A 13,846-nucleotide genomic window follows, 5' to 3' on the forward strand; every position below is an offset into this window, starting at 1 on the left:
CTTAGATTTATGAAAACTACCTTTCAAGAAGACGTAATAGACCTAGTTTTACAAATTCCAAAAGGACGAGTAACTTCTTATGGAGCGATTGCTAAATTTTTAGGACACAATAGAGGTGCAAGAATGGTAGGTTGGGTTATGAATAACTGTCAAGTTATCAATCAAACTAGAAATATAAAAATTCCTGCTCACAGAGTAGTAAATAGAAACGGACTTTTGAGTGGCAGACACCACTTCGAAACTCCTACCAAAATGCAAGAGCTTTTAGAAGCTGAAGATATAAAAGTAGAAGAGCATCAAATACAAGATTTCGAAAAAGTATTTTGGAATCCTCAAACAGAACTTTTATAAATTACTTCTTTCCCTTCTTCCAACCGTGGTTTCTGTGTCTTCCTTGTCCGTATTTGGATTCTTTGGGTGTGAAAAGGCGTATGAAAAAATTACCTCTTTTTCCTTTAAATTCTTGCCCTTCATGATAATGCGACATTCTTACTTTACAACCCTCATCTTTACATTTTTTTGGTCTTTTTTTCTTCTTTTTTCCTGCTTCTTGTTCACTCGCTTGGTCTGATGGTTTGTTTCCTCTACAAGAAGTTAATGTTCCACTAAAAACAAATAATGCACAAATAAGTAATAGAAACGAAATATTTTTTCTCAAATAATGAGATAGAAATTGAGATTGGATTTTCATAAATTTTTTTAGTCAAAAAAAATTATCAGATACTTCAAAGCATAAGACAATTAAAGTGATAAACTTAATTTTATTATAATTTATAGCTCAAAAATCATACAAGCAAAATAAAAAAGACAATTTATTGAGAGATATCAATAAAAAAACAAACCTTAGTTTAATTTAGGATATCCTAAAATTTAAACTAAGGTTTGTTTTGATTTAGTAAGAATCAGAGTGAAGTTTTAATAAAACATTGTTTGCTTATTCTGTAAGCCATTTTTCAACCTCTTCTAGATTACCAAATGTACGCAATTGAAAATCACCTTCTACCGTCTTACTATTATCTTCCATAAACTCCGCAGAAAGTTGAGAAAACAAATCACTTGATAAAATATGAGCAAACTTGGTCATCCCTGCTCCTATTGCTCTAGGCATCCATTCGTTTGCAATCCAATCATTTACTTCATCCCAAACTCCTGTTATCTCTCTGTTATCATTTATGACAAACGATGTCTGGTTTTCTGTAAGTTCTTCTAGTATTGCCATAGCACCTTCTTTTATTTCATCAACGCTCAAGTCAGCACCCATCCAGTTTGCATAAGTAGTATTCTTTTCTTTCCAATGTTCTATTCGAACAAATACATGTTGGCTTTCATCTTTTACTTCTTTCATAATAGTTTAGGGGAGTAAGGGGGAAATGGGAAATAAAAATAAATAAATATCTAAATTGATAATTATAGAACACTTAATTACACTAAGCATAATAAAAATCTTCAATATTAGACTATTAAATACTTTGTTTGTTTTTTATTTCTGTAAATCAAAAATCATGCAGTTTATGATAGTTTTTCACAAAAAAACAAGTTTGTAAAAAATAAAATTTGGAATAACTCAATTTTATATGTATTAAATTCTGCACAAGTGATTTAAATACACAAAATACTCCTATTTTTTTTTACTTATAAAAACCCCAGCAAATAAACCTAATTACAGAATTTATTAAGAAACATAGATAAAAAATGAACCTTAGTGTATTTTTAACGTTATCATAAATAAACATATTTTAACTCCTACAAATAATACTAACTTTCAAAAAAATGAAAAACGAAAACGCACTTCTGATAATCGATGCTCAATATGATTTCTGTAACCCTGCTGGTGCTTTGTATGTTCAAGATGCAGAAAATGATATTCAACGCCTTTCAGATTTTATCACAAGAAATGCAAAGCAATTAAACCATATTTGCGTAACACTTGACAATCATCCAGTAAATGATATTTCGCACCCTTCTTTTTGGAAAGATGAAAAAGGAAATCAGCCAAATCCTTTTACTCAAATTACACTAAAAGAAGTAGAAGAAGAAAAATGGATTCCTAATTTTTACCCAAAGGAAACCAAAGAATATTTAAAAAACTTAGAAGCACAAGGCGAGTTTCCTCATTTTATTTGGACGCATCACTGTCTCATTGGTTCAAAAGGAGCTGCCCTTGATGAAACACTTTCGAAAGCCTTAGAAGATTGGATAAAAATCAATAAAGAAAACGGTCAGTATAAACAATATCAAGCCGTAACAAAAGGAACGTATCCACTTACCGAACATTTTGGTATTTTTGAAGCTCAAATTCCTGTTTCAGACCGACCAGAGACGCAGCTCAATCAATCACTTTTGGATTCTTTAAATGAGTATGAAAATGTTTACTTAGCAGGACAAGCAAAGTCGCACTGTGTAGCAACGAGTTTGAAACAAATTTTAGATAATGCGCCTACTCTTGTAAAAAAGGTAATTATTTTGGAAGATTGTATGTCTGATATTCCGAATATGGGGCATTTGGGAGAACCTATTTATAAAAGAGCCAAAGAGTTGGGAATTCAGTTTGTAAAGAGTGATAATCATAAAGTTATTATTTAAATATCAAAAGTCAATATGGAATAGTTAATATTTTATCTAGATAAAGAGAGGAAGAAATATTACAACGAATTCTATTTTTATATCAACACTTCTATTGTCATAACATACGAATACTAAACTGATATAGTTATAAGAAGATTTTTTTTTATTTTTACAAAGTCATATTTGAATCAAATAGTGACTTAATTCTTTTTCTAAAAAAAAAATACATTATGAAAAATTTAAAAATGAAATTCGGGAAATTTGCTATATCTGCAAAACAAGTAAAAAAAATCAAAGGAGGTAATCCTAATTGTTATTACTATGTATGTAAGCGTACTAGTGCATTCGAATACTTGCAACCAGTTGGCTTAGATGCTGAATGTTGTCAAGATTAATCTTTTTTTTTAATTTAAAAGCCATTGTTTTGCTAAAGCAGTGGCTTTTTTATCATGTCTTTAATTGGTTCTTTAAAATCTAAAATCAATCTATACGTGCAAAAAAATTCCTATGTTCTTAAAATCTTAGTACCTTTGAACTATTGTTCGTCAAAATGACTTTGACAGAAAAAGAAATAGAAACAAAAAGAAAAAATACGACAAAATGGAATACAATCCACGTCTTATCGAACCCAAATGGCAATTAGCTTGGGAAGAAAAAGAGGTTTATAAAGTTGAAAATGATACTACAAAACCGAAATATTATGTATTAGATATGTTTCCTTACCCTTCGGGTTCTGGGCTTCATGTCGGTCATCCACTTGGTTATATTGCTTCAGATATTTTGAGTAGGTTTAAGCGTTTGAAGGGATTTAATGTTCTTCATCCGATGGGGTTTGATTCTTTTGGTCTTCCTGCCGAGCAGTACGCTATCGAAACAGGTCAGCATCCAGCCATAACAACAGCGCAAAATATTCAGACCTTCAAAGCACAATTTGATAAGATTGGTTTTTCATTTGATTGGTCAAGAGAAGTCAGAACTTCAAACCCAGATTATTACCGTTGGACACAATGGATTTTCAAACAGCTTTTCGAATCATTTTATAATAATGAAACAGAAAGAGCTGAAGAAATTCAAAAATTAATTACAACTTTCGAAACAGAAGGAAATCAAAAAGTAGATGCAGCTTGTGATGATGATACGCCTTCTTTTTCAGCAGAGGAATGGAAAAACTTTACAGAAAAAGAAAAATCAGATGTTTTATTAAAATATCGTTTGGCATATAAATCAGAAGCAATTGTAAACTGGTGTGCCGAATTAGGTTCTGTGTTGGCACATGATGAAATAAAAGATGGTCTTTCAGAGCGTGGTGGTTATCCTGTCGAAAGAAAAAAAATGCCTCAATGGATGATGCGTACAACAGCTTATTCAGACCGTCTTTTGAGTGGTTTGGAAGAGGTAGAATGGTCAGATGCACTCAAAGAAATGCAAAAAAATTGGATTGGAAAATCCTACGGTGCAGAACTTAGTTTTCAAATTGAAGAAAATAAGGATAATCGGAAAAGCGAAGAATTAAAAGAACTTATTGCCTTCACTACTCGCCCAGATACAATTTATGGAGTAACTTATATTGCCCTTGCCCCAGAGCTTGAAATAATTGATGAGCTTACTACGAAAGAGCAACGAGCAGCCGTAGAGAATTATGTCAAAGTTGCTAAAAACCGTTCGGAGAGAGAGCGTCAGACAGAAGTAAAAACTGTTTCGGGTGTCTTTACAGGAAGTTATGTAATTAATCCAATTTCTGGAAAAAGAACTCCTATTTGGGTCGCTGATTATGTTCTTTCTGGGTATGGAACAGGTGTTGTGATGGGCGTACCGTCGTCTGATGAGCGAGATTTTCGTTTTGCTACTCATTTTGGTTTGGATATTATAAAAGTAATCAAAGAAACCAAAACCGATTCAACTGGAAATGTTTTGGAAGCCTACACAGAAAAAACAGGCGAAATAATGAATTCTGATTTTCTTGATGGAATGTCTGTAAAAGATGCCATTCAAGCAGCTATCAAAAAGCTAGAAGAGAAAAAAGCAGGTACAGGAAAAATAAACTTTAGGCTTAGAGATGCTGCTTTTGGTCGCCAAAGATATTGGGGAGAGCCGATTCCGATTTACTATAAAGATGATATTCCTCATTCTTTACCTGACTTAGACTTACCACTGATGCTTCCAGAAGTAGATAGTTACAAGCCAACGGCAGAAGGCGAACCACCTCTAGGACGTGCAGAAGGCTTTGTTTATCAAGGAAAATATCCTTATGAGCTTACCACAATGCCGGGGTGGGCAGGTTCTTCTTGGTATTTCTTGCGTTATACTGACCCTCAAAATATGCGTGTTTTTGCCTCAAAAGAAGCTGTAGATTATTGGAATCAAGTTGATGTTTATATCGGTGGCGCAGAACACGCCGTAGGTCATTTGTTGTATTCTCGTTTCTTTACTAAGTTTTTACACGATAAAGGATTTTTGAATTTTGATGAGCCATTCAAAAAACTAGTAAATCAAGGAATGATTCAAGGAAAATCTAGTTTGATTTATCGTATTAGTGGTTTCCAAGTTTATTTGAGTGAAGGAATTTATCAGCAAGTAGAAAGTCTAACCTCTGATGCAGAAAAAATAGAAGGAATAAACGAAGTAGCAGGACATGAAGCTATTCCAGCAAATACAAAAATTAGTATTACTCCTCTTCACGTTCCTGTAAGTATGGTAAAAGATGATGTTTTAGATATTGAAAAGTATCAAAAATTCAGACCAGAGACAGAAAACGCAGAATTTATCAAAGAAGAAAATGGCAGTTTTGTTTGTGGTTCGCAAGTAGAAAAAATGTCTAAACGTCTTCATAATGTTGTCAATCCTGATGATGTAGTTTCAGAATATAGTGCTGATGCGCTTCGTTTGTACGAAATGTTTTTAGGTCCTTTAGAGTATTCAAAGCCTTGGGATACAAGTGGAATTGATGGCGTTCAGAAATTTTTGAGAAAAGTATGGCGTTTGTTCTATGACAATAATGGCGATTTGGTTTTGACAAATGAAAAGCCAACAAAAGAAGAGTTTAAGACACTTCACAAAACCATCAAAAAAATAGAAGATGATATTGAGCGTTTGTCTTTAAATACTTCTGTAAGTGCTTTTATGATTTGTGTAAACGAGCTTACTTCGATGAAATGCCACAAGAGAGAGATTTTAGAGCCGTTTTTGGTTATTCTTTCTTCTTTTGCACCTCATATTACCGAAGAGCTTTGGCATATTGCTTTAGAAAAAGACACTTCTATTATTAAGGCAGAATTTCCAGTTTATAATGAAGAATATTTGAAAGAAAATGAATTTGAATATCCAGTTTCGATAAATGGAAAAGTACGTGCTAAAATGTCTTTTGCCTTAGAAACGCCAAAAGAAGATATTGAAAAGCACGTTTTGGGAGATGAAACTATTCAGAAATGGCTAGAAGGAAAAACTCCAAAGCGTTTTATCTTAGTACCTAAGAAGATTGTTAATATTGTGATTTAATATTTTTATCGAACGGTTCACTTTGAGTGAACCGTTCGTTTTTTTTATAATTTTATGTTAGAATTTGATAATAAAGGCTTTTTGATTCCTAATGATGTAATTCCTTCTAGTTTACAAGAGCTAGAACAATTTTTTGTGCTAGAAATGCCAACAGGACAGAGGAAACATCATTTTGATTCTTATCTAAATTACTCTAAAGAATTAAAAAAACTTTGTAAAGATATTGAATTAACACAATGGATTGATGGTTCTTTTGTTACAAAAAAAGAAAATCCAAATGATATAGATTTAGTTACTTTTTTGGATTTTGAGAGTACAAAATCTATCCACCATCTTTTAGAAAGTTTTGGAAAAGGTTCATCAAAAACTATCTATGAAGTAGATGCGTATATAGTTTATACCTATTCTATTGATGATAAAAGGTATTTTCTTTATCAAAGTGATAGCACGTTGGATACATAAGTTTACTAAGACTAGACCAAATAAAAGAGGTCGTTCAATGAAGAAAGGATTTTTAGAAATTAAATTTTAAACATATAAATTATGGACAAATATAAAATATACAAATTATTAGACCTTATTGAGCAGATAAATGAAGTAAATAAAATGATAAAACTTCATAGTGAAAATGATTCTGAATTTATGGCTTCTCAATATAGAGTAGAAAAGTCTGAATACATTGCAGAACTAATAAAAACACTAAACTCTTCTAAAGTTCAGACAGAAGAAAATTATTTATTACTCAGCCGTCTGCTTAATGAATTTTATCCAAATAATAACTTGATGCAAAAAGAAAACATCAATTATGAAGAGGAGTTTGCTAGGTTAGGTAATGCTTCATAAAACAAATTGAAACCTATGAAAACCAAACTCATCAAATTTCACTTCATCATTCTACTTATTTTAGTGGTAAATTTCATAATTACACTAAGTTTTGATATTGGACTGAATAATTATATCAAAATTGGATTGAAGATTCTTCTTTATGGAAGTGCTTTAGTTGGTTCTGTTGCATTCTTCAAACCTTTTAAATTTGTAACAGCTTATTTTTCTCTATATGTAATTTCTCCACTACTGATTTTTTTGGCTTGGTTAGCTGATGGAATTTTTGGTGCTATCTTAGCAAGTGTTTTTGTAGGAATATTTTATACTTCCACACCTGTTTATAAACAAGATAATTATGAAATTCATAGTGCATTTAAAGGTTTTATGGGAAACTGTTGTAGATATGAAGTATATAAAAATAACTTTCTATTCTCAAAGAATACATCAACATTTGCTTATACAGAATACACAACCATAAATGGTGAAAAAGTAGAAGAATTAGCTCCTTTTTTAGATGGTTCGAAAATTAAAAACATCAAAATTGAAAACGATAGTATTTTTATAGAATTTAAAGATAATTCTAGTAGAAGTTTTGAGCTTGATTAAATACTGAATATACAACTATGAAAACCAAACTAATCAAATTTCACTTCATCATTCTACTTATTTTAGTGGTTAATTTATTTATCATTGATGGATATAATTTCGGACTAAATAGCTACGCAAAAATGGCTTTAATAGCTCTTCTTTTTGGAAGTGGCATTTCAATGTTTGCTCTCAATGTCAAGCCAGTATTTAAACTTTTAGTAAGATTATATTCTACCTTTTATATTGCTGTTGCTTTATGGATTTCCTCTATTATTTTCACTACTGATAAACATCTTACTCTTGTATTTCCGTATGATTTTTATGAGCCATTACGAATACATGTGCCTGTATATAAACAGTCTGATTATGAAGTTTACAATTATGACAAAAAAGGTGTTTTAAGTTTTCTTAGTTGTGGTGGTGGTATTGAATCTGGTTATTACTTTTTAGACAAAAATTATTTTATTTTTAAAACTAGAATTGGATATTTTTATTCTGGTCATTCTGTAAAGGTTATAAGTGAAGGAAATGATGTGGAATTTACTAAACGTGATGCATACAAATACTTAATGGGAAAGGATATACAAAATATTAATGTATCAAATGATAGTATTTTTATAAACTTCTATGAAAGTGATAATATGGTTTTTGAAATTGAAAACTAAAATAACACTATGAAATACAAGAAAGTTACTTTAGAAAATATTGAAGAATTTGCTATTCCTCTTTCTACTCATATTTTGAAATGGAAATTTGAATTAGAAAATGAACAAGAATTATATAAAGAATTCGAAGACCAAATTATTCCATTAAATCCAGAGGCTTCAAAATTCTTATATCAATTTCAAAATTCTCAAAAAATATTGGATTTAGAGGTTAGTCAATATTTTGAAAAAGAAGAAAGTATAATAGTGAAGGAAGATTCAGACAAGGAAGTGAAAAAATGGCTTTATAAGCGAGGAATTAAATTTGATACAAAAGTATTTTGGTTAGAATCTGAAACACATGCATTTGTTTTAACTTGGAAAATGGTAATTAAATTTTGGGAAAGTATATTTTTTGCTTCTGATGAAATAATTTGGGATAAGACTTTAAATTGGGTTCTTGGGTATCATCATGAAAGAGCTTTTTATTTTTCAAAAGATAGAATTTATGATACAAATACAGAAAGTAAAGAAATAGCTAAAACGAATGAGATTCTAAAAGACTTTAAAAGTAAAGTTTCACAGATAAATTCAAATTCCAAATATACTTCAAATCCTTTTCGTTCTTGATATTTACCAAAAAAATAAGGCTTAGTCATAGACTAAACCTTACATAAAAATCGCTTCTGAATTAGAAGAACTTCTTTTCTTAACGATTCTGTATTTTTCCTAAGAAACTATCCAAAGCAGCTTTTGCTTTATCAATCGCCGATGAAACAGCTTTTTCAATTGTGTCTTCTTGTGCCGAAACAGTAATAGGTTGTCTTCCTTCAAATCTTGATTCTAATACACATTTTATGTCATCAGGACCTCCTTTTTTTCCATTTTCATCAGAAATATGGACTTCTACTCTAGTAACATGCTCATCATATCTATCTAGTTTTTTTGATATTAAGTCAGAAAAAAATTCTTGAGTTCTTGCGTCTCCATCAATAGTGTTGTCTGTGTTAAATTGAACTTTCATTAAGTGTTTTTTTAGGTTAAAAAATATAAGTTTATAAAAAAGAACGAGCCTTTGATAACTAACACCAATTTTTGATAGAAGGTTTGTAATTAATCAGAATAATTCAGAGAAATGAGAATCGTAGAAGCTAATGCAACAAAATTATCTCTTTCCAAAAATAGCACTTCCTACACGTACAAGCGTTGCACCTTCTTCAATAGCAATTGGATAATCTCCACTCATTCCCATAGATAACTCTTTAAAATCTATGTTCTTTTTTGTCATATTTTCATTGAATGAATCTTGATTTTCCTTTATTTTATCAAAAAGACTTTTTAGTTTCTTAAACTCTGAACGAACTTGATTTTCATTATCTGTAAAGGTTGCCATTCCCATCAGACCGACAAGTTTTATGTTTTCAAAGGTTTTTAATTCTTCATTTTCTAAGATTTCATAGAGTTCCTTTTCATCTAAGCCAAACTTCGTATCTTCTTCTGCAATGTGCATTTGTAACAAACACTCAATTACTCTTTCGTTTTGTGCAGCTCTTTTATTTATTTCTTTGAGTAACTTAAAACTCTCAACAGAATGAATCATCGAAACAAAAGGTGCAATATATTTCGTTTTTTTGGTTTGAAGAGTTCCTATTAAATGCCATTCTATATCTTTTGGTAGCTTTTCATACTTTTCTGTAAGTTCTTGTACTCGGTTTTCTCCAAAGGCTTTGAAGCCCAAATCATATAATGTTTGTAATTTTTCTAAAGGATGAGTTTTGGTAACAGCAATTAATTTTGCCTCTGAGTTTTCTAGTTTTGATAAAATTTCATCTAAATTTTCTTTGATAGACTCTTTCATTTCTAATTCGTAATTTTTAATTCGTAATTGACTTTTATTTACCATATTTTTCTAAAAAACCTTCCCAATCTTTGGGAATATCTTGTATGACGGCATCACCTTTTGTTGCTAGATTAGTATGCAGAAAAGTAAGTATAAATTCTACTTCATTTTTATAATCAAATTGTAAATCAGGGTGTAATTTGATAAGTTTTTTCAAAGCAAAATCCATTCGCTTACAAACATAAGCTCCAAATTTATCAGCACGATAAGCATATTTTTTCAGAAAACTTTCTTGTTTTTTGAAGGTTTGGGAGAGTAAATACAAAGTTAATTCTATTTCTCCCTTTTTGTCTTTTGTGATTTTGACATGGCGAGTAATTGCTCCGTTTTCTGTTCGCATTGCCATCATCAACCAACCAGGTGTTCCGTGATTGTAACTTGCCATAGTATCAACTTCTTCTTTTATCTCTTCAGCTAATGCTTTTGTTTCGTTTTCGTCTCCAAAAAGCTCATGTTCTAGTCTTGCAATGAGTAGTTCATCTTTTGCAATCAGACGAAGTAGTATTTTATCTTTCTCTTTTTGTGGCATTTGACAAATTGCCTCCTTTAACTCTTTTGCTATTTTTGCCATAGATTAAATTAATTTCTGATTTACATTCTTATTCCTGCCAAAATCACATCATCAGTCTGCGATTGTGTTCCTTTCCATTCTACAAATTCTTTATCCAAAATTTCTTTTTGTGTCTCCATAGGAAAGTCAGAGATTTCTATTAATTTCTGTCTAAATATTTTACTCATATATTTCATTCCTTTTTCTCCTCCAAACTGGTCTTGAAAACCATCAGAGTAAAGATAAAATATATCTCCTTTTTGATACGTAATTTCGTGCATAGAAAATGATTTTGCCTTTCTAGTTGAGCCTCCAATAGCAGAAGTAGAACCTTTTGTAAGTAAGTGTTCATTTCCTCGTATATGAAAAAGTGGGTTTTTTGCACCTGCAAAATAGGCTTTATTTGTTCCTTCCTCAAAGACCAAAATCACAATATCCATTCCATCACGAATTTGTCTTCCTTCAGTTTTGCGCTGTGTGGTGGCTGCCGTAATTCGTTTATCTAATTTGTAAAGAATTTCATGAGGTTGCCATGTTTTTTCGTGTCCAACTATTTCTTCCAAAGAATCTACTCCCATAACTGTCATAAAAGCCCCTGGAACTCCGTGTCCTGTACAGTCTGCCACTACAAATATTTTATATGTCTTTTCTTCTACCTTGATTCTTTTGAGCCAATAAAAATCTCCACTTACAATATCACGAGGACGAAAGAGTATAAAGGCATTTCCTAATTCTTCTTCTAGAAGCTTTATATCTCCCAAAATAGCTCCTTGTATTCGTGCAGCATACGTAATGCTGTCTGTCATTTTTTTGTTTGTTTCTTCTAGCTGATGATTTTTCTTATTGATTTGTTCTTTTTGTTGTTCTATTTCTTGTGTTCGTTCTATTACTTTTTCTTCCAATTCTTGATTTAGTGTTCTTTGTAATGATTCATTTTCTTGAAGTTGAACAATTAGTTTTTCTTGAGCTTCTTGTTTTTCTCTTTCATTGAGTTTCATTCTATACCCCAAACCCATCGAAAAAAGCAATATTTCGGCTACAATCCCTACTTGTACGAACGCTCCTCCAACAGCTCTCGGTACAAGATCTAAGAAGTTCATTATATTTCCAGAAGCTGCACCTAGAATTAGGGCAAACGAACCAGCAATAAAGAAATACGTTAATTTTTTATTTACTTTTTTACTTGCTTTTTTGCTATTCAGAATGAACAACAACCAAACTAAAAGAACCAAAATCAGTAAGGCTTGTAATCCGATAGAAAGAAAATAAAGAATAGCTATTAGCTTTATATCTTTCGTCAAATGATAAAGCATAACAAAAGCAACCACCACAAACTGAACGTAAATAGCAACTTTTATTACCTTGTCCATCTGTGGAAATAACTCATCTGTTCTTAAAAAAGAACGCATAAACAGAAAATAAAAAGCTACACACAATCCTGCAAAATACCATATATAATGAAACAGCTCTCCATTTATTCCATCTAAGGCAAGACTGCTCATTACCATCAAAAACAATCCTGTTCCTAACAGATAAAGAGAGTAGTATAAATAAACTTTTTCTCTATTAAGAATAAAAATCAGAAAATTATAAAATACCATTATCCAAATAAGCCCCTGAAAGATTCCTTGAGAAAGATTACGATACTTTACATCTTGCTCAAATTTATCTTTCTTTATCAACTTCAAATCTGCCTTTATTGGGCGATTATTGATATTTTGATAGCGAATAAATAATGTCTTTCTTGATTTGGGTAGAAAGTTTACCCTTACTTTAGTTTGGGAAACTATTTCATCGATATTTCTTTCGGAAGGAGAAACAAAAATGCCATTTCGTTTGTGAGCATATTCATTTAGAGCATCTAAAGGGTCAAATACATCTACTAGATTCAAATCCTTTCCTAGATTCAAAACCCACTCGTGTTCGTGAGGAAGTGTATTATTGATAGTTATTTTTACCCAGTAAATACAATTAGAATTCCAGCTTACTGTATCTGAATAAGGTATAAAATCATTTTGTAGATTTACAATCTCTTGAAAGGTCTTTTTTTTGCTACAATCTACATACACAAAAGCATAGTTGAGTAAACTATCATGAATGATTCTTTCATTTTTTATATCAAAAACAGCCTTCGGATTTGTATCGAAAGAAGGGTTAATAGTTACTTTCTCTACTTTTTCTCTTTGTCCTATCTGGCAAAAAGCATGGTTGAGAGTAAAAATTAGAATACAAGAAAGAAGTAATCTAAAAAATTTCATTAAAAGGGGAAATAATTCTTGATACTAGAAAGATACGAATACTTATTTATTACTGCAAAAACGAAAAAAATTTATAATTTTGTACTTATCTTATAATCTAGCACTATTGTTTTTTATTTTTACTCACTTTATTGGGTTTTGATAATCTTATTCTATGTCTCATTTTTCATTTATTATTCTTACTTTCAATGAGGAAGTACATCTGCCTCGCTTATTGGAATCAATTAAAGATTTGAATGCCCCTCTTTTTATATTGGATTCGGGCAGTACGGACAAAACCTTAGCAATTGCAGAAGAATATAAAGCAAAAGTAATTTATAATAAATTTGAAAACCACCCCAAACAATGGGATTTTGCTTTGCATAATTTTGATATTCAGACAGAATGGATTATTGGGCTTGATGCAGACCAAATTGTTGCTCCAGAACTAAAACAAAAATTAGTAATATTCGATGAACATACAGTAGCTAAAGATATAAATGGAATTTATTTTAATAGAAAAAATTATTTTAGAGGACGTTGGATAAAACATGGTGGCTACTTTCCAAAATATTTGCTCAAAATGTTTCGAAAGGGATATGGACACTCCGACCTAAATGAAAATATGGATCATCGTTTCGTCGTTGAGGGTAAAACAAAAGTTTGGAAAAAAGGTTTTTTAATAGAAGAAAATACAAAAGAAAACGATATTTCTTTTTGGCTTTCCAAACATAACAAATATAGCAATCTTGTAGCACAAGAAGAAGTGGAGCGAATCCAAAAACTGCGTTCTCAACATAACACACGCAAGTTTTCAGGAAATCCTGATGAAAGAATTGCATTTTTGAAGAATATTTGGTGGAAACTACCTCTTTACTGGAGACCCTGCATTTATTTCGTATATCGTTTCTTTTTTCAGTTAGGTTTTTTAGATGGAAAGGAAGGACGTATTTTTCACTTCCTACAAGGTTTTTGGTTTAGAATTGTTATAGATATTAAAATTGAAGAATTATTAAAAAATAAAAAATAATTACGACTTGAA

The 13,846-nt window shown here is 31.0% G+C and carries 16 protein-coding genes; 10 read left to right on the top strand and 6 right to left on the bottom strand.

The window, feature by feature from the left end:
• The first annotated feature begins 9 nt into the window (after positions 1–9).
• Entirely contained in the window at positions 10–351 is a 342-nt protein-coding gene (locus WAF17_RS08765; protein WP_338768912.1) for an MGMT family protein, read from the top strand.
• Position 352: 1 nt separating this feature from the next.
• Here WAF17_RS08765 and WAF17_RS08770 read toward each other — a convergent pair whose 3' ends face one another.
• Complete coding sequence (locus WAF17_RS08770; RefSeq protein WP_338768914.1) at positions 353–691, bottom strand: hypothetical protein; 339 nt, start codon at positions 689–691, stop codon at positions 353–355.
• Positions 692–934: 243 nt separating this feature from the next.
• On the bottom strand, positions 935–1,345 hold the full coding sequence (locus tag WAF17_RS08775; RefSeq protein ID WP_338768917.1) for a hypothetical protein: 411 nt from the start codon (positions 1,343–1,345) through the stop codon (positions 935–937).
• 425 nt (positions 1,346–1,770) lie between these two features.
• On the opposite strand from WAF17_RS08775, the gene WAF17_RS08780 reads away from it, so the two are divergent.
• From WAF17_RS08780 to WAF17_RS08815, 8 genes are all read left to right on the top strand, one after another.
• Positions 1,771–2,583: a nicotinamidase gene (locus WAF17_RS08780; protein WP_338768920.1), complete on the top strand. Its 813-nt coding sequence runs from the start codon at positions 1,771–1,773 to the stop codon at positions 2,581–2,583.
• A 212-nt stretch (positions 2,584–2,795) separates the two neighbouring features.
• Positions 2,796–2,960, top strand: a complete 165-nt coding sequence (locus WAF17_RS08785; RefSeq protein ID WP_338768922.1) for a hypothetical protein — start codon at positions 2,796–2,798, stop codon at positions 2,958–2,960.
• Positions 2,961–3,165: 205 nt separating this feature from the next.
• Positions 3,166–6,060, top strand: a complete 2,895-nt coding sequence (locus WAF17_RS08790) for a class I tRNA ligase family protein (protein WP_338768925.1) — start codon at positions 3,166–3,168, stop codon at positions 6,058–6,060.
• Between the two features lie 54 nt (positions 6,061–6,114).
• Positions 6,115–6,522 carry a hypothetical protein gene (locus WAF17_RS08795; RefSeq protein ID WP_338768928.1) on the top strand — a complete coding sequence of 136 codons (408 nt, stop codon included), beginning with the start codon at positions 6,115–6,117 and terminating at the stop codon, positions 6,520–6,522.
• Between the two features lie 81 nt (positions 6,523–6,603).
• Entirely contained in the window at positions 6,604–6,903 is a 300-nt protein-coding gene (locus WAF17_RS08800; protein WP_338768931.1) for a hypothetical protein, read from the top strand.
• Between the two features lie 15 nt (positions 6,904–6,918).
• A complete protein-coding gene (locus WAF17_RS08805) occupies positions 6,919–7,491 on the top strand; it encodes a hypothetical protein (protein WP_338768933.1) in 573 nt (190 codons plus the stop codon).
• Between the two features lie 17 nt (positions 7,492–7,508).
• Positions 7,509–8,138, top strand: coding sequence for a hypothetical protein (locus WAF17_RS08810; protein WP_338768935.1), 630 nt, complete (start codon positions 7,509–7,511; stop codon positions 8,136–8,138).
• A gap of 9 nt (positions 8,139–8,147) precedes the next feature.
• A complete protein-coding gene (locus WAF17_RS08815) occupies positions 8,148–8,747 on the top strand; it encodes a hypothetical protein (RefSeq protein ID WP_338768937.1) in 600 nt (199 codons plus the stop codon).
• Positions 8,748–8,826: 79 nt separating this feature from the next.
• On the opposite strand, the gene WAF17_RS08820 is transcribed toward WAF17_RS08815, so the two are convergent.
• The 4 genes from WAF17_RS08820 to WAF17_RS08835 all read right to left on the bottom strand — a co-directional run bounded on the left by WAF17_RS08820 (position 8,827) and on the right by WAF17_RS08835 (position 12,825).
• On the bottom strand, positions 8,827–9,141 hold the full coding sequence (locus tag WAF17_RS08820; RefSeq protein ID WP_338768940.1) for an HPF/RaiA family ribosome-associated protein: 315 nt from the start codon (positions 9,139–9,141) through the stop codon (positions 8,827–8,829).
• A gap of 141 nt (positions 9,142–9,282) precedes the next feature.
• On the bottom strand, positions 9,283–10,020 hold the full coding sequence (locus WAF17_RS08825) for a YggS family pyridoxal phosphate-dependent enzyme (RefSeq protein WP_338768943.1): 738 nt from the start codon (positions 10,018–10,020) through the stop codon (positions 9,283–9,285).
• Complete coding sequence (locus WAF17_RS08830) at positions 10,010–10,588, bottom strand: hypothetical protein (protein ID WP_338768946.1); 579 nt, start codon at positions 10,586–10,588, stop codon at positions 10,010–10,012. Before WAF17_RS08830 ends, WAF17_RS08825 begins: the two co-directional genes overlap by 11 nt.
• A 20-nt stretch (positions 10,589–10,608) precedes the next feature.
• Entirely contained in the window at positions 10,609–12,825 is a 2,217-nt protein-coding gene (locus WAF17_RS08835; protein WP_338768949.1) for a 7TM diverse intracellular signaling domain-containing protein, read from the bottom strand.
• 154 nt (positions 12,826–12,979) lie between these two features.
• Here WAF17_RS08835 and WAF17_RS08840 point away from each other — a divergent pair, with 154 nt between their 5' ends.
• Positions 12,980–13,834: a glycosyltransferase family 2 protein gene (locus WAF17_RS08840; RefSeq protein ID WP_338768952.1), complete on the top strand. Its 855-nt coding sequence runs from the start codon at positions 12,980–12,982 to the stop codon at positions 13,832–13,834.
• Positions 13,835–13,846 lie beyond the last annotated feature (12 nt).

It is taken from the genome of Bernardetia sp. ABR2-2B, assembly GCF_037126435.1.
GTDB lineage: Bacteria > Bacteroidota > Bacteroidia > Cytophagales > Bernardetiaceae > Bernardetia.